Genomic DNA, 25,130 nt, shown 5'->3' on the forward strand with positions numbered 1-25,130 from the left:
TTACGCCATCACCGTATGACGTAGAAAATCGGCCAGCACGCGTTGCGACGCCGATGCCGGACCGCCACCGTCGATCAACGCGATTTCCGACGGCGGTGGCGGGGGCAGCGTGTCGCATACCGTGTGATCGTCGAGCAGCGCACTCTCGGGCAGCACCGATACGCCGAGTCCTGACGACACCGCCGCCTGAATCCCCGTCAGGCTGTGACTGCCGAACGCAATGCGCCACGGCCGGTGCTGCGCATCCAGACTGCGAATGGCGCGCTGCCGATAGATGCATCCCTGTGGAAACAGCGCGAGCGGCACCGGGGCATCGGCAAAGGCCTGCGTCCCCGCATCGGCCGCTATCGCCCAGACCAATCGTTCGGGCCACGCGGCAAGACACTCCCCTTGTCCGGGCTCGCGTTTCACAAGCGCCAGTTCAAGATCACCCGACGCCAGCCGCTGACGCAGATCCGTACTCATCCCCGCCAGCACTTCGAGCCGGATATCCGGCTGCGCCCGCACAAACTGCGACAGGATGTCGGCCATGCGTCGCGCGTCGAAGTCTTCAGGCATGCCCACACGTACCGTCGTCACGCGGTTATCGCTCTCCATGGCATCGAGCGCCTCGGTCGAGATCGCCAGCAACTTGCGCGCATATTGCGCCAGCAACTCGCCATGCGGCGTGGGCGTGACCAGCACACCGGAGCGATCACGCATCAGCAGTTGCCGACCCAAATCGTCTTCGAGACGGCGGATCTGCTGACTCACGGTCGACTGCGTGCGGTGCACCCGCTCGGCCGCGCGCGTGAAGCTGCCCTCGTCCACAACGGCGACGAGTGTTCTGAGCAAGCCAAGATCGAGCATGGCGGCACCATATTTACATTATCGATAAGTGATGCATTTTAATTTAATTTCAAAATATGATGCAGTCGCCATACGCTGGCGGTGTTCCCATCGATAACGCGCGTCCCGCGCCACCCGCCATGTCCCTCTCGCTCAAGCAAAGCTCCCGGCCGCAATGGCTCACCTTCGACTGCTACGGCACCTTGATCCAATGGGATGAAGGCTTGCGCAATGCCGTCGAGCGCATTCTCGCGAGCAAGCCGGATCACCGGATCGCCACGCGCGACCTGCTCGCGCGGTTCGATCATCACGAGCACCGGCTTGAGCAAACGCCGCCGTTCCAGCGCTTTCGCGACGTGGCCGGTGAAGGCTTGCGGCTCGCCCTGCAAGACCTCGGGCTGCAAGCCTCGCCGCAAGACATCGAAGTGCTGACCGGCAATATTTCGGCGATGCCGCCGTTCCCCGAAGTCGTCGCCACGCTGGCCGCACTCAAGGCGCGCGGCTACCGGTTGTGCATCGTCTCCAACACGGATGACGACATCATCGCGGGCAACGTAGCGCAGCTCGGCGGCCATATTGATCGCGTGATCACCGCGCAGCAGGCCGGGGCGTACAAACCGGACCGGCGCCTGTTCGACCACGCGCATGCGCAGCTCGGCGTGACGAAGGAGGATGTGGTGCATATCTGTGCCAGCCCGCATCTCGATCATGCGGCGGCACGCGACATCGGCTTCCGCTGCGTCTGGATCGATCGCGGCACGGGCCGTCAGCGCCTGCCCGATTACACGCCCGACGCCACACTTCCCACGCTCGACGCCGTGGTGCCATTATTCGACGGATGCGGCTGGTAACGCGCGCGACGCCAGCCCCTTCGCTCATGGAGACGACGACATGGCACACACGCTGACCCTGAACAACGGTGCGACAACATCCCCGCACGGCCGTACGACAGACATTGATCTCGACGCCCCCGCCGTACGCACCGCCCGCGAAGAACTCGCGGCGTGCTTTCGGCTGGCGGCCATGCATGGTTTTGAAGAAGGCATCTGTAATCACTTCTCGGCCATGCTGCCTGGCAGCGACCGGTATTTTCTCGTGAACCCGTTCGGGCTCGCGTTCGAGGAAGTCACGGCGTCGAGTCTGCTGGTCTGCGATCTTGACGGCAGTGTCGTCGCAGGCGACGGTGTGCCCGAGGCCACGGCGTTCTACATCCATGCGCGGCTGCATCGTGCCAACCCGCGCGTACGCGTCGCCTTCCACACGCACATGCCGTGGGCTACCGCACTCGCAATGAGCGAAGGCGAGCCGCTCGTGTGGGCAGGGCAAACGGCGCTGAAGTTCTACGGCCGTGTAGCACTCGACACCGACTACAACGGGCTCGCGCTGGGCAATGAGGAAGGCGACCGCATCGCCGCAGCAATGGGCGACGCGGATATCGTCTTCATGAAACATCACGGCGTGATGGTCGCGGGGCCGAACATCGCAGAAGCGTGGGACGACCTCTACTACCTCGAGCGTGCCTGCGAAGTGCAATGCAAGGCCATGAGTACCGGGCGCGAACTTCGCCCGGTGCCCGAAGCCATTGCACGCCGTACCGCCGCCGAGATGCGCGCAGGCGACCCGCACAGTGCGCGGGCCCATCTGGATAGCGCCATGCGGCGGCTGCGCGCAGCGGGCGTGCCGTTCGACCAGTAATTCGGGGGAGGGATTACAACCCCAGAATCACCTGCCGGTAGGTCTCGCATACCCTACGCACCGCCTCGGGCTCGTGCGGCACCGGCAGCGCCGCCATGGCGCGGAAGAACGCGTCGTGACGCGCGGGCGTCGACACCAGCAGCATGCGGGCGGGCGTGTCGGCGTCGTTCGTGAAGCCGTGCACGTCGCCCTTCGCGACGTTGACGGTGTCGCCAGCGGCGACGTCTTGCGTCGTCTCGCCCACCGTGAATCGCAAGCGCCCCTGCGTGAGAACGAACGTCTTTTCCTCATCGAGCGAACGATGCATCGGCGCACCGCCGTTCGGGTTGACCGTCATGTCCATGATGGTGAGATCGCGTGCGCTGCCGTGGCGAGGCGTCCTCACGCCTTCGATCAGGCGGACCTCCATGTTGGCGAAAGACACGGTGTCGGCATGCGGATTGAATTCGGATTGCATGAAACGTCTGGCTCCTTTTGCGGAACGTTAAGCTCACGCACGGTGAGATTCACCTGCATTCTGCCGATTCGCCATCTGCACGATAAGCCGTCTAAAATTGGCAAGACTTGCCAATGGAATGGACAATGGATCTCAACGCCACCCTCGCCTTCGTGACCGTCGTAGAGTGCGGCGCCTTCTCGGACGCGGCGCGTCTGCTGGATATTCCCCGCTCAACGGTCAGCGCCCGTGTGGCGGCCCTCGAAGCGCATCTCGGTGCGGTGCTGTTGCGCCGTACGACACGGCGTATCGCGTTGACCGACGACGGGCGCGCTTACTACGACCGTGTCGCCCCGGCGATTGCAGCGCTGCGCGAGGCCGAAGATCAGGGTGTCGCGAGTGTGTCGGGTGTGACCGCGCTCGCCGGGTCGATCCGCATGAGCGTGCCATTCGACTTTCCGTTCGATACGTTGAGCGAAGCCGTCGTCTCGTTTCGGGCCGCGCATCCCCAGATTCGCTTCGACATCCTCGTCGACGACAGCGTGAGCGATTTTGTGGACGACAACCTCGATATGGCGATTCGCGGCGGCAACCCGGGCGGCGATCACGTCATCGCGCGGCGCATTGCCTCCTTCAGCTTCGGGAGATTCGTCAATCCGGCCTATGGAAAGGCTGAGACGCCCGACGCGCCTCAACTGGCATTCAGAAGCCGCGCCGCCCCCGCCGCGCTGCCCCGCTCCGCTGCGCTGAATGCGCCCGCTCATCCGGTGGTGGCGACCAACAGCTTCGCTTTGCTCAAGCAGTTGGCCATCAAGGGGGCCGGCGTCGCCGTCCTGCCCGAACACGCCTGCGAGCCCGAAGTTGCGCGCGGCGAACTCGTGCGTTGGGCGCTCGCCACACCGGCGGGCCAGTCCTCGCCAACGTCCTCGCAAGCGGGCCTCTATCTCGTGTACCCTTCACGGCGCGAACTGAGCCCCCGCGTCAAGGCGTTCTCCGACCATCTCGTGAACACCCTTGAAGCTCATGGCGCCCATGAAGCCCCTGCCGAGACTCCCGGCGTCGTGAGCGCCTCACGATCCCGCCCGCGTCGCTAAGCAAAGCAAAAACGGTCAGTTTGCCCGGCGGACACTTCCTCCTAGAATGGACGCGTCGTCCTATTTCTGCCGGGAGCTGTCGTGTCCAGTCGTATTGATCAAGGCGTTGCCTTTGCCGCCACCCTCGTTTCGTTCATTTCATCCCCGCTGATCCAGCGCCGCCAACGCCACAGCAACGGGGGCCGCGCATGAGCCAGATCCCTGCCCCGGTCCTCGATCACGTTGTCATCAACGTCAAAGGCGAACTCGAAGCCTCCGTCGACACCTACCGCCGTCTGGGCTTCGCCCTGACCGAGCGCGGTCACCATTCGCTGGGCACGAGCAACCATCTGGCCATCTTCGGCGAGAACTATCTCGAACTGCTCGGCTACGAGGCCGGCAAGTCGACCGCCCGCCCCGACGTGACGCAGGCCCCGCTCGGCCTCACCGGACTCGTCTTCAAGACGCAGGACTCGCACGCGCTGCATGCCGGACTGGAAGCGCGCGGCGTCGCCGTGGAAACGCCCGCCGAATTCTTCCGCCCGGTGCGCCTGCCCGACGGCACCACGCAAGATGCCCGCTTCCGCACCGTGCGCCTGTCGACCGAACTCGTGCGCAACGGCCGCACGTTCTTCTGCCACCACTTCACGCCCGAACACGTGTGGCGCGATGAGTGGCGCGAACACCCGAATGGCGTGACCGATATCGTCGGCTTCGTCATCGCGTCGCCGAACCCTGCCGTGACCGCTGCCCTCTACGACCGCGTCTTCGGCCCGGGCGTGCTCACGGCCTCGGGTCACGACGGCTACGCGCTGCAAGCCGGCCGCGCACGCGTGCAATTCGTCACGCCCGCTGAAGCCGAGCGCCGCTTCGGCAAGGTCGAGACAACGCAAGACGGCAGCGAGCGCAACGTCGCACTGATTCTGCGCACGCGCTCGCTCGCCCAAGTACTCGCTACGCTCAAGGAAAACCGCGTGCCGTCGACAACACTGGCCGACGGCAGCGTGCTGGTGGCCGCCGCCGATGGCTTCCACGTCGCACTGCAATTCATCGAGGGAGATCTGGCATGAGCCAGCAACCCACTTGGTGGCAGGCGTTCGGCGTGGACTATGCGGACGCGCGTCAGCGCTTTCGCACGGCGGCCGATCACGCCGGTGCCGACCTCAGCACTTACGTTCACCCGGACGCGAAAGCGCCCGACGGCAGTGAGCTGAGCATTGACGTCGCCCGGCTCGGCCCGGCTCGCGCACCGCATCAACTGCTCGCGATCAGCGGCACGCATGGGCTCGAAGGCGGCGCAGGGTCTGCCGTGCAAACGGCATGGCTCACGCACGCCGCCCACTCGCTGCCCACCGATGTCGCCGTGACGTTTGTACATGCGCTCAATCCCTACGGCTTTGCCCATGCCACGCGGACGACCGAGCACAACGTCGATCTGAATCGCAACTTCGTCGACCATGCCAAGCCGTATCCGCAGAACGCCGCTTACGCGACGCTGCACGAGCATCTGATTCCGCTGGAATGGACGACTGACGGCCTGGCGCAAAGCGCACGCACCATCGATGCGTTTCGTGCCGAGCAGGGTGCCGACGCCCTGTTCAACACGCTGGCAAGCGGCCAGTACACGCACCCGGACGGCCTGATTTATGGCGGCCAATCGCGCGAATGGTCGAATGTCACGCTCCAGACGATTATCGAGCGCGACCTGTCGCAGGCGCAGCGCATCGGCCTGATCGACTGGCACACGGGTATTGGCGAGTACGGCGAGCCGTTCTTCCTTTGCTTCAACGGCGAAGACAGTGCCGAGCAACGCGAAGCCGCCCGCTGGTGGGGTGCCGAACGTGTGCTCGATCAACGGCCGCACGGCCTGCGCCGCCCCGACTATCAGGGACTCGTGTTCCGTGGCGTGGAGCAATTTGCCAAAGGCCGCCCGGTCATCGGGGCCGTAGTCGAATTTGGCACGCGTGGTTCGAACGCCAGCGTCGCCAACCGGCTCGATCAATGGCTGCGCTCGCGTGCACCGGCCAAGCCCGACGCCTTGCGCGACCGTCAATTGCGCGCGGACGTGCTCGACGCGTTCGTGCCGGTGTCGTCGGTGTGGCGCAACAGCGTGCTCACGCATGGCCTGCAAATCACGGCGCAGGCCATTCACGGACTGGCGAGCGCGCCTGAAGCCCCATGAGCGTCTGACCTTCCTGATACGAACCCAGCCAACCCCGACTCGGTGCCCCGCGGCTCAAGCCACATAAGCCGCGTCCTGCATCGATAGGCACCAACAGGGTTCGTTTCCCGCTTTCCTTTTTAAATGATCGGCGACTGCCCGAGGGCGTCGCTCACCCTGAAACTGACGAATCGCCACTATGAAAGCCATTGTCCTGCGTGAACACGGCGGCAACGACGCCCTCCGTCTCGAAACCGATTTCCCCGATCCCGTGGCCGGTGACGGCGAAGTGGTGCTGCGCGTGCGCGCCTCGTCGCTGAACTATCACGACGTGTTCACCCGTCGCGGCATGCCCGGCATCAAGCTGCCGTTCCCCGTCATCATCGGGCTCGATGTCGCCGGTGAAATCGCCAGCATCGGCCCGGGCGTCGACGGCTGGCAAGTCGGTGAGCGCGTGCTGGTCGACCCGATCAATCGCGTGACCGGCGGCCTCGTAGGCGAGACCACCCACGGCGGTCTGGCCGAACTGTGCCGCGTACCAGCGCACCAGCTCGTGCGTCTGCCGGACGCCGTCTCGTTCGACGACGCCGCAGCATTGCCGGTGGCCTATGGCACTGCGTTGCGCATGATGCAGCGCATCGGGCAGGTGAAAGCCGGTGAGCGCGTGCTGATTCTCGGCGCCAGCGGCGGCGTCGGCGTGTGCGCCGTGCAACTCGCCAAGCTGGCCGGTGCAGAAGTGATTGCTTGTGCAGGCTCGGTCGAGAAAGGCGAGCGTCTGCGCGAAATCGGCGCGGACGACATCATTCTCTACACCGAAGAAGACTTTGTGGAAGTCGTGCGCACGCGCTACGGCAAGGCGGCACGCCGTCGCGGCGCCGGTAACAACGGCGGCGTGGACGTCGTGGTGAACTTCACCGGCGGCGACACGTGGACGCGCTCGCTGCGATGCCTGCGCCAAGGCGGCCGAATTCTGACGTGCGGTGCCACTGCCGGTTTCGATCCCAAGGAAGACCTGCGCTTCATCTGGACGTTCGAATTGCAAGTGCGCGGCTCGAACGGCTGGGAGCGCGAAGACCTGCACGAACTGCTCGACCTCGTCGCCTCCGGCAAGCTGCGCGTGCTCGTCGACAAGAAGTGGCCGCTGGAACAAGGTGCCGACGCCCTCGCCTCGCTGGAAAACCGCCAGATCGTCGGCAAGGTACTGGTGGCCGCATGAGCACCTCTACTACGCTATCCGCCGAACAGGTACAGCAGGCCTTCGACAAGTCGACCTTCATCGCGTGGCTCGGCATGCGCGTGACCGGCATCGACCATGACGCGCAAACGCTCGACGTCGAGATTCCGTTTCAAAACGCGTTCGAGCGCGGCTCGGGCACCCGTCAGTGGCATGGCGGCCCGCTCGCGGCCGTGATCGACACGGTCGGCGACTTTGCCGTGGGCATGCTCGTCGGCCGCGGTCTGCCGACGGTCAACTTCCGCGTGGATTATCTGCGCCCGGCCATCGATACCGATCTGCGCGCCGTCGCGCGTGTGCGCCGCCTCGGCAAGAGCATCGGCGTAGCCGACGTCGATCTCTTTAATTCGCAGGGTGCCCTCGTGGCCATCGGCCGCGCGAGCTACGCCACGCTGCCACCGGCCTGAAGCACTAATTGATGCGGCCAACCCGCCGCAACGACATTCGCCACACGTATCAAGGCACCAGCGCAAACGCGTGAGTGCCGCGTTTTCCGGAGTTCATCATGCGCAATACCCGGGGCATGTCCCGACGCCACTTCCTCTACCGCACCGCTGGCGGCACGCTCGCCACCGCCGCTGCCACTGTTGCCGGCACCACGGGCTGGCTGATCTCGCCGACGCGTGCCGTGGCGGCCGATGCGCCGGGTGCTGCTGTCCCGCGCCGTGGCGGCACGCTCGTGGCCAGTTGGGGCGGGCTCGAGCCGCAGGCGCTGTTTGTGCCGGGCGGTGGTGGCTCCAGCCCGTTCATGACCTCGACCAAGATTCTCGAACGCCTGCTGAAGATCGACGAGAAGCTGGCGTTTCAGCCGGTGCTTGCGACCGACGTGCGCGCCTCTGCCGACTTCAAAACCTATACCGTCGCGCTGCGTCAGAACGTGCGCTGGCACGACGGCACGCCGTTCACTGCCGAAGATGTCGTCTACAACGTGCAGGAACACTGGAAGCCGATCTCTGCGGGTGTCGCGCTCAAGGCGCTCAAGCGTGTGAGCGCGGTCGATGCGCATACCGTGAAGCTGGAATTCACCACCCCGGTGCCGGAGTTCTTCTTCAAGTCGATTCTCGCCGGTCAGTATCAGGTCGTCGTGCCCAAGCATCTGTATGCGGGCAAAGACATCATCACGAACCCGCTCAACAACACGCCCGTCGGCACCGGCCCGTGGAAGTACGGGCAATGGGTGCGCGGCAGCCACGTCGCGTATTCCCGCAACGAGCAGTACTGGAACGCGGCGCAGCCGTATCCGGACAAGCTGATCATCCGCTGGTGGGGCGACCCGGCGTCGCGCGCCGCCGCGCTGGAAACCGGCGAACTCGGCGTGGCATTCTCGAACCCGGTGCCCGGGCGCGAGATCGACCGTCTGGTCAAGACCGGCAAGATCGTGCTCGATACCAAGGGCTATGAAAACGCCGCGTGGACGGTCACCGTCGAATTCAATCAACGACGCGAACACGTCAAACGCCGTGAAGTCCGGCAGGCGCTGCTGCTCGCCATCGACCGCAAGTTCATCATCGACACGATCTACTTCGGGCGCGGCAAACCGGCGGTGTCGCCGATCTTCCGCAGCAACCCGCAGTTCTTCACCGACGACGTGCCCAAGTATCCGTTCGACCCGGCCAAGGCCAACGCGCTGCTCGATGCCGCCGGGCTGCCCAAAAAGAACGGCTCGCGCTTCACTATCAATCTCGTCGCCGCCGCGTGGTTCGAAGAGAACGCGAAGCTCGGCCAGTATCTGAAGCAGGCATTTCAGGACGTTGGCATCACCGTGAAGCTCGATTCGGTGGACCGTGCCACGGCACTCAAGCGCATCTACAGCGATTACGACTACGACATCGCCGTGTCGAACTTCACCGCGCCGCTGGAGCTGGTGCCGGTGGTGACGCAATTCTTCACGACGGACGGCATCGTCAAGGGCGCGGCGTTCCGCAACGCGACGGGCTATTCGAACCCGGCCATGGATGCGTTGGTCGACCGGCTCACGGTCGAGACCGATAACGCCAAACGCAAGCAGCTCGCGCACGACTTCGCCCGTCTGGCGGCCACCGATGCGCCTTTGGTGCCGCTCGTCGAGATGGAATCGTTCACGCTCTCGCGCACCAACGTGCGCAGCGCCACGACCAGTGCCAACGTGCAGGGCGATGCGCTCGCCGACGTCTGGCTTGCGTCGTGACGGCTCGATGAGGAGGCGACTGCCATGGTGACGCGTCTGTTGTTCCGCCGTCTGGTGCAGGCCGTGCCGCTGCTGCTTGGCGTCATCGTCATGAACTTCTGCCTGATCCAGTCGGTGCCCGGCACGCTGCTCGACGTGATGACCGCCGAGCAGCAGGTCACCGACCCGGCATTGATCGAGCGCCTGCGCGTGACGTACGGCATGGACAAGCCACTGTGGGAGCAGTTGCTGCATTACGTCAACGCCGTCGCGCATCTCGATCTCGGCTATTCGTATCGTCACAACCTGCCGGTGTTCGACGTGATCATGGCGCACCTGCCGGCCACGCTCGTGCTGATGCTCGCTAGCTTGGTGATTGCCGTGCTGGTGGGCGTGACGGCAGGGGTCGTGGCGGCGGTGAACGTCAACACGTGGCGCGACACGCTCGTCTCGGCCGCCGCCGTGGTGTGCTTCGCCGCACCGAGTTTCTGGCTCGGCATCATGATGATCATTCTGTTCTCGGTGAAGCTCGGCTGGTTTCCCGTGGGCGGCATGACGACCATCGGCATGGACTACGGCACCGGTGTCATCGGCGCGTGGCATGCGTCGCTCGACGTGCTGCATCACCTCGCACTGCCCGCCCTCACGCTTGGCCTTTTCTACGCGGCCACCTATGCACGCGTCATGCGCGCGTCGATGCTCGAAGTCGCACGGCAGGATTACGTGCGCACTGCACTCGCCAAAGGACTCACACGCCGCGCGGTGATCGTGCGGCACATGGTGCGCAATGGCATGTTGCCGGTGGTCACGCTGCTCGGCCTGCAATTGGGCACGGTGCTCGGCGGCAGCATCGTCGTCGAAGCCGTGTTCAGTTGGCCCGGCATCGGCGGCGTGCTGTTCGACAGCGTGATGAGCCGCAACTACCCGGTCGTGCTCGGTCTGCTCGTGCTGAGTTCGGCGCTCGTCATCGTCGCGAATATCGCCGTCGATCTGCTCTACACGCGACTCGATCCCCGCATCCGGACACAAGCGTCCTGAGCGGCTCGCTCGCGGCACTTCAAGGTACTTCCAAAGCCCCCGGCTACACGCTTATGACTTCTTCCGCCGATCCGACACTCGATGCGCTTGCCCCGGCCGGTGCCTCCGGTGGCAAAGCCCGAACCAAGCGCGACCACCGCGCGTGGCAACAATTCGTGCGTCATCGCGGCGCCGTGGCGGGCGCGGTGTTGCTCGCGCTCATCGTCATCGTCGCGTTGGGGGCGGGATGGTGGTATCCGGGTGACCCGCTGCGCATCGTGGCAGCACCCGAACTCTGGCCGTTCGAGCAATGGCAATACCCGCTCGGCACCGACGCGCTCGGACGGGACATTGCCGCCCTGCTCGCCCATGGCGCACGCGCCACGCTCGCCATCGGGCTCGTCGCGAGTCTGGCCGCCACGGCGATTGGCGTGAGCATCGGGGCCATGGCGGCGTGGTGGGGCGGCTGGCTCGACGAAGTGCTCATGCGCTTCACCGAACTGTTCCAGATCGTCCCCAACGTGGTGTTCGTGCTGACCGTCGTGGCGATTCTCGGGCCGCGCATCGAGAACACGGTGATCGCCGTAGCGCTCGTGTCGTGGCCGCCCATTGCGCGGCTGACACGCGCCGAATGCCTCTCTTTCAAGTCACGCGAGTTCGTGCAGGCGTGCCGCACGGTCGGCCTGTCGCCGTGGCGCATCGCCCTGCGCGAAGTGCTGCCCAATGCGCTGCCGCCCGTGCTCGTGATGGGCACGCTCGTGGTGGCCGGCGCGATTCTGTACGAGTCGGTCATCGCGTTCCTCGGTCTGGGCGATCCGAACGTCGCGAGCTGGGGCCGCCAGATCGGCGAGGGCCGCACATTGATCCGCTCGTCCTGGTATCTGTGCGCCGAACCCGGCATCGCGATCATGCTCGCCGTACTCGCGCTGAACCTCGTCGGCGACGGCCTGAACGACGCCCTCAATCCGTCACTGCGCAAACGCTGATTCCGCGACTTTGCGCTGACCTTGTTACCTCTTTTGTTGCCTGAACGTCATGACTCACCGCTGGCATAACCTCGGCGACCTTGTCGACCGAACCCTTCCTCTGGACACGCCCGCCATCGTCGACCTGCGCGATGCGGCCCGTCCGGTCACGTACACGCACGCCGATATTCACCGGCTGGCGGGCGGTGTTGCCGCCACGTTGCGCGCGCGCCGCCTGCCCGCTGGCGCGCATGTCGCTATCGCCTCGCTCAACCGCGCGGAGTTCCTGATCGCCTACTTCGGCATCATGCGTGCCGGATACATTGCCGTGCCGATCAACATCAAGCAGTCGCGCGAAATTCTCGACTACGTGATTGATGACGCCGACATCGCCCTCGCGTTCGTCGACGGTGCCCGCCGCGAGGCGCTCGCTGCGCGCGTGCCCGTGATCGACTTCGACGACGCCGGTCCGGAAGGCTTCGCCGCGCAAGTGCAGCCGGCCGACTTCCCGTCCGTGCAACCGCAGGATGACGACGTCGCGCAGATGCTCTACACGTCCGGCTCGACCGGCAAGCCCAAGGGCGTGCCGCTCACGCATGCGGGACAACTCTGGGCGCTGGCCGTCAACTACGCCAAGCCGAAAGACCCGGCGGCAGAGCGCTATCTGCTCGCGCAACCGCTCTTTCACATGAATGGCTTGTTCATGGCGAAACGCGCGTTTTCGGTGAACGGCACGATCGTGATTCTGCCGTCGTTCGATGTACCGTCGTATGTCGACGCACTGGAGCGCTACCGCATCACTGTACTGACCGCCGTGCCGACGATGTTCGCGCGTCTGATCAAAGACCCGCAGACGCTGGCCGGGCGCGATTTCCCGGCGCTCGCACGCGTCATGCTCGGCTCAGCCCCCATGAGCGTGGCGCTGCTCGACCGCATTCAGGCCGCATTCCCCAAGACGCACATCCACCACGGCTACGGCACGACGGAGGCGGGGCCCAGCATTTTCGGCCAGCATCCCGAAGGCATCCCCCTGCCCCCGCTCGCGCTCGGCTATCCGATCTCGCCCGACGCCGTGAAGCTCGTCGACGGCCCCGACGCCAACCAAGGCGTGCTGTGCATGCGCAACCCGGCGGTCATGCATGGGTATCACCGTCTGCCGGAGAAGTCGGCACAAGTGCTCGATGACGGCTGGTATTACAGCGGCGACGTGATGCGCCGCGATGCCAATGGGTTCTTTTACTTTGTCGGTCGCGCCGACGACATGTTCGTCTGCGCAGGCGAAAACATCTATCCGGTCGAAGTCGAGAAGCTGCTCGAAGCGCACCCGGAAGTTCGTCAGGCCAGCGTGGTGCCGTTGCCCGACGAAGAGCGCGCTGCCGTGCCCGTCGCGTTCGTCGTGCGCCAGCCGGGCAGCACGCTCACGGTTGAAGCGCTCAAGCAACACGCGCTCGCCAACGGCCCGGCCTATCAGCATCCGCGCCGCGTCTCGTTCGTCACCGAACTGCCATGGGCGGGCACCAACAAGGTCGATCGCCACGCGTTGCTGCAACAGGCTCGGGCGCTGGAATCTCAAGGTGGCTGGAGCGACAGCCGTCACAACAACACCCACACCTCCGGAGCCCTCACGTCATGACGCTCGTCCCCCCGACAGACCCCATTCGTCTCGACGGCAAAGTCGCGCTGGTCACCGGCGCAAGCCGTGGTATCGGCCGCGCGATCGCCAAGGCACTGGCCGCACGCGGCGCTACGGTCGCCGTGCATTACAACGCCGCGAAACAGGACGCCGACGACCTCGTTGCAACACTCATCGCCAGTGGGGCGAAAGCGTTCGCGGTGAACGCGGATCTGTCCGCAGCGGATGGCGCGAGCGCACTCGTCGAGCGCTTCCTTTCGGCACTGACTGAACACGATCTTGCGCCGCAGTTCGACATTCTCGTGAACAACGCTGGCGTGGGCTTGCGCGCGCGCATCGATGCCGTGACGCCGGAAGACTTCGACCGCGTGTTGCAAGTCAACCTGAAATCGCCGTTCTTCCTCACGCAACGGGCACTGGGCGCACTGCGCGACGGGGGCCGGATCGTGAATGTGTCGTCCATTGGCACACGCGCGGCCTATCCCGAGATGAGCATTTATGCGCCAGCGAAAGCCGGACTGGAAGCGTTCACGCTGCTGCTCGCCGCAGAACTGGGCGCACGCGGCATCACGGTCAACGCCGTGTTGCCCGGCGCGACCGCCACCGATCTGAACCGGCGCGCGAGCGACCCGGTCGCGAGTCAGGAGATCGCCCGCACGGTCGCCCTCGGGCGCGTCGGTGAGCCCCGCGATATTGCGGACATCGTGGCGTTTCTCGCCAGCGACGCCGGGCGCTGGATCACCGGCCAATGTATTGACGCGAGCGGTGGTCAGCGCCTCTGAGCGCTCACCAACGACTCGCGGCCCCTTCGCGAACTTCACGGATCGTCACCATGACCTCTCTGCTCGACGTCGAACATCTCACCCTCGATCTGCCGCCCAATGCAGATCGCCGTCATGCACTGCACGACGTGTCGTTCTCACTCGGGCAGGGCGAAATCCTGTGCATGGTGGGCGAAAGCGGCTCGGGCAAGTCGATGACCGCCAGCGCGCTGCTGGGACTGCTGCCCTCTGGCGTACAGGCCAGTGCCGGACGTATCGCGTGGCACGGCGAAGGCAATCTGCTGACGTTGCCCGAAGCCGAGCGCCGCCGGTGGCGAGGCTCGCGCATCGGCATGATCTTTCAAGAGCCGATGACTGCGCTCAACCCGCTGCGCACCATCGGCGATCAGATCGCCGAGGTCTATCGCACGCACACGCGGCTGCCCGGCAGTACCATCCGGGCGCGCATGCTCGACTGGCTCGATGCGGTGCAGATTCCGTCGCCCTCCGACGCCGCGAAGCGATACCCGCACGAACTCTCCGGCGGGCAGCGGCAACGCGCCATGATTGCAATGGCGCTTGCACTGGAACCCGAATTGTTGATTGCCGACGAGCCGACTACCGCGCTCGATGTGACCACGCAAGCGCAAATCCTCACGCTCATTCGCGATCTTCAGCAACGCAAGGGCACCGGCGTGTTGTTCATCACGCACGACTTTGGCGTGGTTGCCGAGATTGCCGATCGCGTCGCGGTGATGCGCCACGGCAAGATCGTCGAACAGGGGACGGTCGATGCAGTGCTCACACGTCCATCGCACGACTACACGCGTGCATTGATTGCAGCGGTGCCTGAGTTGCCGTCGTTCGAGCCATCGTCAGCGCGGGGTGGCCACACGCCACACACACCGGACGTCACGCCACCGGTGCTGCGTATCGAGAAAGTCCAGAAGTCCTACGGCAAACATGGCTGGCTCGGCAAGAAGCACCTTCACACGGCCGCCTTGCGAGATGTGAATCTGCAAGTGGGCAGCGGTCAGACGCTCGGGATCGTCGGTGAAAGCGGTTCGGGCAAGTCGACACTCGCGCGAACGATCCTTCGATTGGTGACGCCCGACGCCGGGCGCATTCTCTATCGCGATGCGGACCTAGCGCCAGAATCTCTCGATGCAGCGTCGCGCGTGAAGGGGCTCGATATCCAGATGGTGTTTCAGGATCCGTTCAGTTCGCTCAACCCGCGCCGTCGCGTCGGCGATATCGTCACGCAAGGGCCGATGGCGCGTGGTGAATCTCACCAGCAGGCCCATGACCACGCGCGCGAGTTGTTCGAACTTGTGGGGTTATCTGCCGACGCACTCGATCGCTTTCCGCACGAATTCTCCGGAGGACAGCGCCAACGCATCGGGCTCGCTCGCGCACTGGCCATGCGGCCCAAAGTGCTGGTGGCCGACGAGCCGGTCTCCGCGCTCGACGTCTCCGTGCAGGCGCAGGTGCTGCGACTGCTCGCACGGCTCCGATCGGAGCTTGGCCTGTCGATGGTATTCATCACGCACGATTTGCGTGTGGCAGCGCAATTGTGTGATCACATCGCGGTCATGAAGTCGGGCAACGTGGTCGAGTATGGCGATACGTCGGCGATCTTCGGCGCGCCGTCGCATCCGTACACGCGCTCGCTGCTCGATGCCATTCCGGGGCGCGGCTGGCGCGACGCACCGTCGCTCTCCGCTGCCTGATCCGGCGATGAGACTACTTGCGCAATTCGGCGATGGAGAAGTACGGCAGCCACGCACCTGCCGTCGACAGACTGGCGAACACCTGTTCCTTCGTCTGCGCAAGGAAGGTCTCGATATGACGGCGGGCGAGCGCTTCGGCGCGCGACGGGTTGCTCGCCGCCAAGGCCGAGATGATGCTTTCGTGATCGCTCTCGATGCGGGGCCGGATGCCCTGCACGCCAAAGCCCAGCGACACCAGCCGTTCCATATCGTCCATCAACCCGGCCAGCGTTCGATACAGCCGGGCGTTGCCGCTGGCCGCCGCGATCGTCAGATGGAATTTTCGGTTGGTATGCAAAAACCAGTCGATCTGATGACCGATGGGCTTGTGTGCATTGGGGGCTTCGCAGGCGTCGTTCAAGCGCTGTAGCAGGTCGGTGTCGATATTGCCGCAGGCCAGCCGGGCGGCCATGGGCTCAAGCTGCGCGCGGAGGTTGAAGATCTCTTCGACGTCGGCCAGCGTGATGGGCGCGATGCGGTAGCCTTGCCGGGGAATCGCACGCGCGAACCCTTCATGCACGAGCCGTACGAGCGCGACCCGGCAACTGGCACGGCCAATCTCGTAGCGGCGCATCAGTTCCGCCTCGCTGATGATCGTGCCCGGCATGATCGCGCAGGCCAGCACGTCGCGCCGGATGCGTTCATACGCTTCTTCGCCGCGTGCGATGGCGGCGACATCGGCGGGTGCCGGGCCTCCCCCCGCGTCGGGTGAAGCATTCGATGAGAATTTCATGGGCGTCAGTACCCTCGCGTAGCGTCGTAGACAAACGGCAGTGGCGCGCCTCGCAAGTGCGCACCGAGCACATCGGCCACCTGCCGCGCCCGCGCCGCATACGACACGGTGGAGGCGATATGCGGCGTGATGACGATCTTCGGATGCCGCCGCAGCGCGTCGCCGGGGGGCAGCGGTTCGAGATCGAAGACGTCGAGCACAGCCGAGCGCAATCGGCCGCTGTCGAGGGCGTCGAGCAACGCCTGCCGGTCCAGATGCGCACCGCGCCCGACCTGAATCAGACTGGCGCCGGTCGGTAGCCGAGCGAATAACCCGCGATCCAGAATGCCCCGCGTCGCAGGCGTATCGGGCAGAAGATTGATCAGAATGTCGGTCTGCGCGAGCATCGCGTTGCGCTGCGATTCACCGGCGAAGACGTTCACGCCGTCGAGCGACTTCGACGTGCGCGCCCAACCGTTCACTTGAAAGCCATGCACTCGCAGCCGCGTCGCCACGGCACGGCCCAGTTCGCCCAGCCCCAGCACACTGACGCGTGTGTCGCGGGCGAGCCGCCCCGTGCGCGCGTTGGCCCACTCGCCATCGCGCTGCGCGGCAATCAGTACCGGCATGTCCCGCACGATGGAGAGCGCCGCCCACGTCACGTAGTCGCTCATGCGCTCGCGCGTTTCGTCGGTCATCATGCGTACGATCGGCACATCCGCCGGCAACGCCGGGTCCGCCAGAATATGGTCGACGCCCGCTGCCGCGCTCAAAATCAATCGCAATTTCGGGTAGTCGGCCAGCCGCCCGTGATCGGGCTGAAACACGAGCGCGTATTTCACGCAGCGTGCATCGACGAAGGGATCGTCCCAGCCGTACACCCGCAGTCCGGGCATCAGGCGAGCGAAATGATGCTGCCACTCCGTGAGCGCCGCCTCACCGCCCGACTTGATCAATAACGTATCGCCTTGCATGACTTCACTGCTGGTTTGCTTCTGGCCGAATCGGGCCAAATCGGACCACTTCAGACGGCCGGCATGTGTGCGGCCCAGCGGACGAAGTAGCCCTTCATGGTAATGACCCGCCCACGCGCGGCTAACCAATGGATATCGAAAAGCAAATAAGTGCCCGGGAGAAATAAGCTTTGCATCCGGGTCATAACGGTTGGCAGCGGTTGGCAGCGGTTCACAACGGGTCGCGTGCCCGGCCCTGTCTCGCATGGCGAGAAATTCAAAGAATTTTTGCGCCCTCGTACTCCCTGCCGAAACAGGCCGTCACCCTGTGCAGATCACCGCCTGACGCGGTTGATCACCATGCTGCAACGCAACAATCCCGGCGATTATTTCCAATTCCGAAATGATCAATCCGGCGCGTGGGCATTGCCCCGGCCTGCGGGTAACCGCTATAGTTGCCCCGCCCCCGCGACGCGATGTGCGGATTCGTTAATGTGTGAAGTGCATATTGGATGGACCCATCGCATTTGCGTCATGTTGCAACGTGATTAACGCGATGCCGCACATCGCCAATAGAAATGAGAGACACAGTCACAACGAGCGCCGACACCACCAACGCCCCGCCCACGCCGGAAGAAGTGCGCAAACGCGTCTTCGCCATCGTGGCGGCCTCGTCCGGGAATCTGGTCGAGTGGTTCGACTTTTATATCTATGCGTTCTGCGCGATCTACTTCGCGCCGGCGTTCTTCCCGAGTTCCGACCCGACGGCGCAGTTGCTCAACACAGCGGGTGTGTTCGCGGCGGGCTTCCTGATGCGCCCGATCGGCGGCTGGATCTTCGGCCGTATCGCCGACCGTCAGGGCCGCAAGAACTCGATGGTCATCTCCGTGATGATGATGTGCTTCGGCTCGCTGCTCATCGCCGCGCTGCCCACGTACGCCAGCATCGGCAACTGGGCACCGGCGCTGCTGCTGTTCGCACGTCTGCTGCAAGGTCTGTCGGTCGGTGGCGAGTACGGCACCACGGCAACCTACATGAGTGAAGTCGCGCTCAAGGGCCGTCGCGGCTTCTTCTCGTCGTTCCAGTACGTGACGCTCATCGGCGGCCAGTTGCTCGCCGTGCTCGTGGTCGTGGTGCTACAGCAGTTGCTCGACGAAGCCGAACTCAAGGCATGGGGCTGGCGCATTCCGTTCGTGGTCGGTGCGATCACGGCCGTGGTGGCGCTCATGCTGCGCCGTACGCTGCACGAAACCTCGACGGCTGCCAGCCGTACGAATAGCGAAGCCGGCACGCTCGCGGGTCTGTTCCGTAACCACAAGGCCGCGTTCTTCACGGTGCTGGGTTACACGGCCGGCGGCTCGCTGATCTTCTACACGTTCACGACCTACATGCAGAAGTATCTGGTCAACACGGCCGGCATGCCGATCAAGACCGCCAGCTACATCATGACGGGCTGTCTGTTCGTGTACATGTGCATGCAGCCGATCTTCGGCATGCTGTCGGACCGTATCGGCCGTCGTAACAACATGCTGCTGTTCGGTTTTCTCGGTGCGATTGCCGTGGTGCCTATCCTGACGGCGCTCAAGACTGTGCAAAGCCCGATCGCGGCGTTCCTGCTGATCTCGCTGGCCCTGGCCATCGTGAGCTTCTACACGTCGATCAGCGGCATCGTGAAAGCTGAAATGTTCCCGACGGAAGTCCGTGCACTGGGCGTGGGCTTGGCCTACGCGGTCGCTAACGCGATCTTCGGCGGCTCGGCGGAATACGTGGCCCTCGGCCTGAAGAAGGCCGGTCAGGAGCCGACGTTCTACTGGTATGTCACGGCCATGATGGTGATCGCGTTCTTCGTCAGCCTGCGCTTGCCACGCCAGGCGAAGTACCTGCATCACGAGCATTGATGCCGCAGACCGGCGCGCTGGGCTCGCGCCGGTCTGTCACTGCATGACACGTCCCGCCTCCCCGGCGGGACGCTCAGCCTCCCGCCTTGCTTCAGTCCCCCTTCCCCCGAATCAGTCGCATAAAATCCCTTGACCCTCACGTTACGTGAGCCTTCAGCCTTGTCATACGCCAGAAGATGATGGGAGTGCCCGGATGCTGCTCAAAGTCGGTGAATTAGCCAAACGCTGCGGCCTGACGGTGCGCACGCTCCACCACTACGACACGCTCGGCCTGCTCACGCCTTCGGCGCGCTCCGATGCCGGTTATCGACTCTACGACCGCCACGACGTTGCCCGCCTGCACCAGATTCAGGCGCTGCGCCGTTTCGGGATGTCGCTCACCGACATCGGGACTTGGTTGGCAAGACCCGACGTTCCGCTGGCCTCGCTGATTACCCGCCAGATCGACATGCTCACGCATCAGATCGACGAGGCCGCCCGGCTGCGCGACCGGCTCACCGGCTTGCGCACGCAACTGGACAGCGGCGAAGCGCCGGATCTTGCCGAATGGCTGACAACGCTGGAGTTGATGACCATGTACGACAAGTACTTCACGAAAGACGAACTCGCCCGCCTGCCGCTGTATCAGAACGACGTCGCGCGCGAGACCGAATGGCCCGCACTGGTGGCCCATGTGCAGGCGCTGATGGCGAGCGGCGACACACCCCGGAGCACGGCGGCGCAGGCAGCCGCGCGCCGCTGGATGGCGATGGTCGAGCGCGACACGGGCGGCGACGCCCGGCTGCTCGCCAAGCTCAATCACATGCACACGACCGAATCGCAGATGGTGACGCAAACCGGCATCACACCCGAACTGATGCGCTTCGTGCAGGAAGCCTTCGCGCAAACGAAGTTCGCGATCTACGCGAAGTACCTCGACGAGGATGAATTCCGCTTCTTGCAGGCGAACTATCTGACCTACACGTATGAATGGCCCGTGCTGATCGGCGAGCTACGCGATCATCTGGAAAAAGGCACGCCGCCGCAGTCGCCCGACGTCCAGACGCTCGTGCAACGGTGGATGACGTACTTCCGTTCGTATGCCGGCAACAACCCGGCGACGCACGCGAAGATTCGCACCGCCCATATGAACGAGCCGGAATTGATGGCGGGGACGTTGGTCGATGCGCGCCTGATCGACTACCTCAAGCAGGGCATGGCGTCGCTTCGGCCGCAATGACGCAGGTGAGTTGATCCAGAGGAAACGGGACCGGTCGGCGCGCTCAGGGCGCGTCGTCGGCGTCGCGCTGGGCGGCCTGCCAGATGGCATCGAGCACGTGATGCGGCTGGTGGCGCCGCCGGTACAGCGCGATGTCGAAACCGATCTGCCAGTCTTTGCCACCGACGATGGCGAGGGTGCCTCGGCTCACGTCATCGGCCACCAAGCGCTGCGGCAGCCACGCGATGCCGGCACCACGCCGTGCCATCGCGAGAATCGCCTCATAGGAATCGGCCTGATAGACAGGCTTGAGCGTCGGCCGGTTCGGCATTTCCGCCAGATGGCGCGCCAGCACCGCACGCAGGGTGAGCGTGCGGGCAAACGCCAGCCATGGGATCGGTGTCGGTCCGGCAGCCAGACGGTATTTCGCGCGCCCCTTGGCATCGAGCGCGCTCACCGGCACCAGCACCTCACGCGACACCGTCAGCCAGTCGAAGCGCTCGCGATCGATGAGCAATCGTGTGTGCGGGCTCGAATAGACGAGCAGCAGATCGACCTCGCCCGACGCCAGCCGCAGAATCGCTTCTTCGGCGCCGCTGGTCGAGAGCGTGGCCGTGAAAAAGCCGATGCGCGAGGCCGTCGCTTCATACCAGTCGGGGAAAAACGTCGCGGCCAGCGTGCGGCCGGTCGCGATCTTCAGGTTGTTTTCGAGCGTGGGGGCGGCGTCCTGCAAATGCGTGCGGGCGCCGTGCAGAATTTCAAGCGCGTTGGTCGCTGCATCGAGAAAAACAGTACCTGCGGCGGTGAGTTCGAGCGGCTTGGTGCGCTCCACGAGCCGGGTGCCGACCCATTCTTCCAGCGCACGAATGCGCCGCCCGAACGCCGGGTGCGTGACGAAACGGTTCTCGGCCGCCCGCGTAAAACTGCGCGTGCGTGCGAGTTCGACGAAGTCTTCAAGCCACCGGAGTTGCATGCCGTTTCCTCACGCCAACAGGTTTGCGAGCGTCAGATCAGCCCTTCGAGAGCGACTTGAGCGCGTGCCGGATACCGTCGGACACGCTCGTGCCTTCGGGCACGGTCTTGACGGCAGCGAGCGCCTCCTTGTCGGAGTAACCCAGTGCCAGCAGCGCGTTGACCACATCGCTCTTGTGATCGTGTGGCTTCGCGGTACCGGGCGCCGTGCCCAGCTCTGCGCCGAGCTTGCCCTTGAGTTCGAGCAGCAGACGCTCGGCAGTCTTCTTGCCGATGCCCGGAATCTTGACCAGACGGCCCGACTCTTGCAGCGTCACGGCCTGCGCAATGTCGGCCACGCTCATGCCCGAGAGGATCGCGAGCGCGGTGCGTGCGCCCACGCCGGAGATCTTCAGCAATTCGCGGAAGGTGTTGCGCTCGTCCACGGAGCCAAAGCCGAACAGCAGTTGCGCGTCCTCGCGCACGATGAACTGCGTGAGCAGCGTCACACGCTCGCCAACGTTCGGCAAATTGAAGAAGGTGCTCATCGGCACCGAGATTTCGTAGCCAACGCCCTGACAATCGACCAGGAGATGCGGCGGATTCTTTTCCAGCAAGATGCCGGAGATGCGGCCAATCATTGACGCCCCGAGAGAGTGACTTTTCAGGCGGCAAGTGTAGCAAACGGCGGGCATGACGCGGGGGCCAGCTTTCGGCGCCCCGGCCAGCATGGGTTACGACGACGCACGCCCGGCAGCAAACCGCGCAATGTCATCCGAAAATGCTCAGCGCAGGCCGTCGAGCAGCTTGTGCGCGTTCTCCGTACGGATAGCCTCGGCCAGCGCCGGGTCGGCGTCGGCCAACTGCGTGTGCGGCGTGAGCAGCCCCATCGGGAACGGCCAGTCGGAGCCGAACAGCACATGGTCTCGCCCGAACACCGATGCGCTCAGCGCAAGCGCCTGCGGATCGTGCACGATGCTGTCGACATAGAAGCGCCCGAGCGTCGTGCGCGGCGTCGGCAGTGACGTATCGACGCCGGGCCGGGCCGTCCGGTAGCCGCGCTCGTACCGGCCGGCGAGCATGGCTGTTGCGCCACCGCCGTGCGCCAGACAGAAGCGGATCTTCGGATGCCGTGCGGCGACGCCGCCAAACACCAGATGCGAGGCCGCCACGGCAGTCTCCACCGGGTTGCCCATCAGGTTCTCGAGATAGAAGTTGGCGAGGCGCGTGTCGCAGCAATGGCCCGGATGCAGGAACACGAACGCCCCCTGCCGGTCGAGCACACGCCATAACGGTGCATAAGCGTCGTCGGACAGCGTGCCGTCGTACCCGCCAGCCGCCGCTGCGTAACGCGTCTCCCGAGTATTTGCCGCCGCGATTTCTTGCGCCAGTTCGGGATGCTCAAGCGGCAGATGCACCAGCGCGGAGAGTCGCGACTCGTGCTTCGCACAAACATCGGCCAGCGCATCGTTGACATACCGGCACCAGACACGCGCGCCCTCTTCAGCGAGATGCGCGCGATATAGCGGCGGGGGAATCGACACCCAAGCGCGCTCGATGCCTTGCTCGTCCATCCACGCGATCAGCGATTCCGGCGAGAACAGTGCGCCGATGCCGACGATGTGACCGTCGACGTCGAGCTTGCGCTGCGAAGCGTCCCAGCGCACGCCGTCAATGCCCAACAGCCGCGATGGCTCGATGGGGGCGAGGTGCGCGTGTACATCCAGCGCAATGCGAGGTATTGCCATGGCCCTTGCTCCGGTTGTGTTGCCCACTGCCGCATGCCGGTCATCTGCCGGCTTCAGCGACGATCAGCGTGGCTCCAGATTCGCGTTCATGTCCTTGCCCCAGAACTCGGGCGACCAGCGCGGCCCCCACGTGTAAGGCAGGTCATTCCAGTCGCGACACACCCACGCGCTGGTGATCTTGTCCATGTCGGCGTAGAACTCGACCCAACTGCCCCACGGGTCGCGCACGTAGTGAAACAGGTTCGACGCGATGGCGTGCCGCCCCGGCCCGAACCCGTCGCCATAGCCGGCGTCACGCATGCGCCACGCGCCGTAGCCGATATCGTCGAAGCCCGGCACCTGAAAGCTCGCGTGCTGAAAGCCCCGGTGCGTGCTGTTGATCAGCCCGAAGCAATGGTGGTCGATCACGCCCACACCTGCCGCCATGAACGCCACTTTGCCCGCCGCGCGGTCCGTCGTTCGCAGGCCGAGAACATCCGCATAGAAGCGCTCGGCGCGCTCCCATTCGTTCGTGAAGATCAGCAGGTGACCGATACGCAACGGTACGCGCGACTTGTCCAGCGTTTGCCACAGATTGACGTCTACCCGCCGCGACTCGCCGCCGAAGTTGTACGTCGGCATCGCCACGCGCGGCAGGGCTTGCGCCGCCGCGGGCAGCAGATGAATCCACGTGCCCCACGGGTCTTCGAACCACAGGCCCTCGCGTTGCCAGTCACCGGGCGCTTGCGTGTGCACCTTCAGACCGTTGGCTTCGATTTGGGTGACGAAGGCGTCGACGGTGTCGGGCTCGATACGAAACGACAGATGATGCAGCCGCTTCTGATCGCCGCGCGTGAGGACGATTTCGTCGCCGCTGCGGCCGAGGCAATTGCACAACAGCGCCCGCCCATCGGCGGACGGCGTCACGTCGAGACCGAACGTGCCGTAGAACTTGCTCGCGCTCTCCAGATCCGGCACCGTCATACCGAAGCCATTGAGTCCGCTGACTGCCACCTTGTCCATGAGAATCCTCGTCGAGTTGCCGTCGTCAGGCCTGTACCGGTGCGTCGATCTTCACACCGGATTCGCCACGCAGATTCGCCTTCACCAGACGATTGCGCAACTCGCCCAGCCCGCTGCCGCGCACGATGACGTCGTCGCCTTCGTGCAGAAAAATCTGCGGCTCGCGTGCGTTACCCACGCCACTCGGCGTGCCGGTGAGCAGCACATCGCCCGCGCGCAAGGTCATGCCGAACGACAGTTCCGCGATGAGCTCAGGAATGGAGAAGGCCATCTGCGCCGTGCTGGCCGATTGCAGCACCGTGCCGTTCACCACGCATTCGAGATGCACGCGTGCCGGGTCGATTTCGTCGGCAGGCACCAGCCACGGGCCGAGCGGCATCGAGGCGTCGATCGACTTCCCCTTTAGCCATTGCCCGCCGTGACGGCGTTGCAGATCGCGTTGCGATACGTCGTTCGCGAGGCAATAGCCCCACACGTGCTCCATCGCACGTTCCACCGGAATGCTGCGGCCCGGCTTGCCGATCACGACAACCATCTCGGCTTCGTAATCCCATTTGGCGGAGACGGTGGCGTCGTAGGCAATGTCGTCGTACGGGCCGAGGACGGTGTCCGGTCCCTTGGTGAAGAACGTCGGCGCGGTCGGCTTCGGCACATCCTGCCCGTCGCGCTTGCCCTTGCCTTCTTCGAAGTGATCCCAGTAGTTCCAGCCCGTACACAGTACGTCGCGGCGAAAACGCGTGATGGGGGCGAGCAAATGCGCATCGCTTGCCAGCACGCGCTCGGCCTGTGCCGCCGTGGCGTACTCGCGCGCCTGCGCAAGTGCGGGGGCACCGCCTTCGATCAGGGAAACCATATCGCCCATGGCGACCGGCAGCAGCACCCATGCGTCGTCGTGACGAATGGCGATACGTTGTTGATTCTTGTGAAGCAGCGTAGCGAAAGCCATGACG

24 protein-coding genes are annotated in these 25,130 nt (G+C 64.7%); 15 read left to right on the forward strand and 9 right to left on the reverse strand.

Annotated elements, in window-relative coordinates:
- Positions 1-849, reverse strand: coding sequence for a LysR family transcriptional regulator (locus tag CDV46_RS17215; RefSeq protein ID WP_087723840.1), 849 nt, complete (start codon positions 847-849; stop codon positions 1-3).
- A gap of 119 nt (positions 850-968) precedes the next feature.
- Here CDV46_RS17215 and CDV46_RS17220 point away from each other — a divergent pair, with 119 nt between their 5' ends.
- Together CDV46_RS17220 and CDV46_RS17225 are read left to right on the forward strand one after the other, a co-directional pair.
- Positions 969-1,679, forward strand: a complete 711-nt coding sequence (locus CDV46_RS17220) for a haloacid dehalogenase type II (protein WP_087723842.1) — start codon at positions 969-971, stop codon at positions 1,677-1,679.
- 40 nt (positions 1,680-1,719) lie between these two features.
- Positions 1,720-2,523 carry an aldolase gene (locus tag CDV46_RS17225; protein WP_087723844.1) on the forward strand — a complete coding sequence of 268 codons (804 nt, stop codon included), beginning with the start codon at positions 1,720-1,722 and terminating at the stop codon, positions 2,521-2,523.
- A gap of 13 nt (positions 2,524-2,536) precedes the next feature.
- Here CDV46_RS17225 and CDV46_RS17230 read toward each other — a convergent pair whose 3' ends face one another.
- Entirely contained in the window at positions 2,537-2,980 is a 444-nt protein-coding gene (locus tag CDV46_RS17230) for a cupin domain-containing protein (protein WP_087723847.1), read from the reverse strand.
- A gap of 125 nt (positions 2,981-3,105) precedes the next feature.
- Here CDV46_RS17230 and CDV46_RS17235 point away from each other — a divergent pair, with 125 nt between their 5' ends.
- The 11 genes from CDV46_RS17235 (at position 3,106) to CDV46_RS17285 (ending at position 15,679) form a co-directional block, all read left to right on the forward strand.
- The gene (locus CDV46_RS17235; protein ID WP_176399100.1) at positions 3,106-4,053 is read left to right on the forward strand and encodes a LysR family transcriptional regulator; all 948 of its coding nucleotides are present in this window, start codon (positions 3,106-3,108) and stop codon (positions 4,051-4,053) included.
- Positions 4,054-4,241: 188 nt separating this feature from the next.
- Positions 4,242-5,102 (forward strand): VOC family protein, encoded by an 861-nt coding sequence (locus CDV46_RS17240; RefSeq protein ID WP_058377261.1) that lies wholly within the window; start codon positions 4,242-4,244, stop codon positions 5,100-5,102.
- On the forward strand, positions 5,099-6,214 hold the full coding sequence (locus tag CDV46_RS17245; protein WP_087723852.1) for a M14 family metallopeptidase: 1,116 nt from the start codon (positions 5,099-5,101) through the stop codon (positions 6,212-6,214). The genes CDV46_RS17240 and CDV46_RS17245 overlap by 4 nt, the downstream gene beginning before the upstream one ends.
- Before the next feature lie 178 nt (positions 6,215-6,392).
- Entirely contained in the window at positions 6,393-7,409 is a 1,017-nt protein-coding gene (locus CDV46_RS17250) for a quinone oxidoreductase family protein (protein ID WP_087689677.1), read from the forward strand.
- Positions 7,406-7,834 (forward strand): PaaI family thioesterase, encoded by a 429-nt coding sequence (locus CDV46_RS17255; RefSeq protein WP_087723854.1) that lies wholly within the window; start codon positions 7,406-7,408, stop codon positions 7,832-7,834. The genes CDV46_RS17250 and CDV46_RS17255 overlap by 4 nt, the downstream gene beginning before the upstream one ends.
- Before the next feature lie 98 nt (positions 7,835-7,932).
- Positions 7,933-9,594: an ABC transporter substrate-binding protein gene (locus tag CDV46_RS17260; protein WP_087723857.1), complete on the forward strand. Its 1,662-nt coding sequence runs from the start codon at positions 7,933-7,935 to the stop codon at positions 9,592-9,594.
- Positions 9,595-9,618: 24 nt separating this feature from the next.
- Positions 9,619-10,611 (forward strand): ABC transporter permease, encoded by a 993-nt coding sequence (locus CDV46_RS17265; RefSeq protein WP_087723858.1) that lies wholly within the window; start codon positions 9,619-9,621, stop codon positions 10,609-10,611.
- 53 nt (positions 10,612-10,664) lie between these two features.
- Positions 10,665-11,576 (forward strand): ABC transporter permease, encoded by a 912-nt coding sequence (locus tag CDV46_RS17270; protein WP_087723860.1) that lies wholly within the window; start codon positions 10,665-10,667, stop codon positions 11,574-11,576.
- A gap of 49 nt (positions 11,577-11,625) precedes the next feature.
- A complete protein-coding gene (locus tag CDV46_RS17275; RefSeq protein WP_087723863.1) occupies positions 11,626-13,188 on the forward strand; it encodes a class I adenylate-forming enzyme family protein in 1,563 nt (520 codons plus the stop codon).
- Positions 13,185-13,970, forward strand: a complete 786-nt coding sequence (locus CDV46_RS17280; RefSeq protein WP_087723865.1) for an SDR family oxidoreductase — start codon at positions 13,185-13,187, stop codon at positions 13,968-13,970. Before CDV46_RS17275 ends, CDV46_RS17280 begins: the two co-directional genes overlap by 4 nt.
- Before the next feature lie 50 nt (positions 13,971-14,020).
- Complete coding sequence (locus tag CDV46_RS17285; protein WP_087723867.1) at positions 14,021-15,679, forward strand: ABC transporter ATP-binding protein; 1,659 nt, start codon at positions 14,021-14,023, stop codon at positions 15,677-15,679.
- 13 nt (positions 15,680-15,692) lie between these two features.
- Here CDV46_RS17285 and CDV46_RS17290 read toward each other — a convergent pair whose 3' ends face one another.
- Positions 15,693-16,451 carry a GntR family transcriptional regulator gene (locus CDV46_RS17290; protein WP_087723870.1) on the reverse strand — a complete coding sequence of 253 codons (759 nt, stop codon included), beginning with the start codon at positions 16,449-16,451 and terminating at the stop codon, positions 15,693-15,695.
- 5 nt (positions 16,452-16,456) lie between these two features.
- The gene (locus tag CDV46_RS17295) at positions 16,457-17,404 is read right to left on the reverse strand and encodes a 2-hydroxyacid dehydrogenase (RefSeq protein ID WP_087723872.1); all 948 of its coding nucleotides are present in this window, start codon (positions 17,402-17,404) and stop codon (positions 16,457-16,459) included.
- A 557-nt stretch (positions 17,405-17,961) separates the two neighbouring features.
- Here CDV46_RS17295 and CDV46_RS17300 point away from each other — a divergent pair.
- Both CDV46_RS17300 and CDV46_RS17305 read left to right on the forward strand, forming a co-directional pair.
- Positions 17,962-19,281, forward strand: a complete 1,320-nt coding sequence (locus CDV46_RS17300) for an MFS family transporter (protein ID WP_058377250.1) — start codon at positions 17,962-17,964, stop codon at positions 19,279-19,281.
- A 193-nt stretch (positions 19,282-19,474) separates the two neighbouring features.
- Positions 19,475-20,500, forward strand: coding sequence for a MerR family transcriptional regulator (locus tag CDV46_RS17305; protein WP_087723874.1), 1,026 nt, complete (start codon positions 19,475-19,477; stop codon positions 20,498-20,500).
- Between the two features lie 43 nt (positions 20,501-20,543).
- On the opposite strand, the gene CDV46_RS17310 is transcribed toward CDV46_RS17305, so the two are convergent.
- From CDV46_RS17310 to CDV46_RS17330, 5 genes are all read right to left on the reverse strand, one after another.
- The gene (locus tag CDV46_RS17310; RefSeq protein WP_058377248.1) at positions 20,544-21,452 is read right to left on the reverse strand and encodes a LysR family transcriptional regulator; all 909 of its coding nucleotides are present in this window, start codon (positions 21,450-21,452) and stop codon (positions 20,544-20,546) included.
- Positions 21,453-21,489: 37 nt separating this feature from the next.
- Positions 21,490-22,071, reverse strand: coding sequence for a Holliday junction branch migration protein RuvA (gene ruvA, locus CDV46_RS17315; protein ID WP_058377247.1), 582 nt, complete (start codon positions 22,069-22,071; stop codon positions 21,490-21,492).
- Positions 22,072-22,215: 144 nt separating this feature from the next.
- The gene (locus CDV46_RS17320; protein ID WP_087723877.1) at positions 22,216-23,178 is read right to left on the reverse strand and encodes an amidohydrolase family protein; all 963 of its coding nucleotides are present in this window, start codon (positions 23,176-23,178) and stop codon (positions 22,216-22,218) included.
- Positions 23,179-23,241: 63 nt separating this feature from the next.
- Positions 23,242-24,180, reverse strand: a complete 939-nt coding sequence (locus CDV46_RS17325; RefSeq protein ID WP_087689697.1) for a VOC family protein — start codon at positions 24,178-24,180, stop codon at positions 23,242-23,244.
- 25 nt (positions 24,181-24,205) lie between these two features.
- Positions 24,206-25,126, reverse strand: coding sequence for a fumarylacetoacetate hydrolase family protein (locus CDV46_RS17330; protein WP_087723879.1), 921 nt, complete (start codon positions 25,124-25,126; stop codon positions 24,206-24,208).
- Positions 25,127-25,130: the final 4 nt, after the last annotated feature.

Source organism: Pandoraea sp. PE-S2T-3 (genome assembly GCF_002179965.1).
Lineage (GTDB): Bacteria > Pseudomonadota > Gammaproteobacteria > Burkholderiales > Burkholderiaceae > Pandoraea.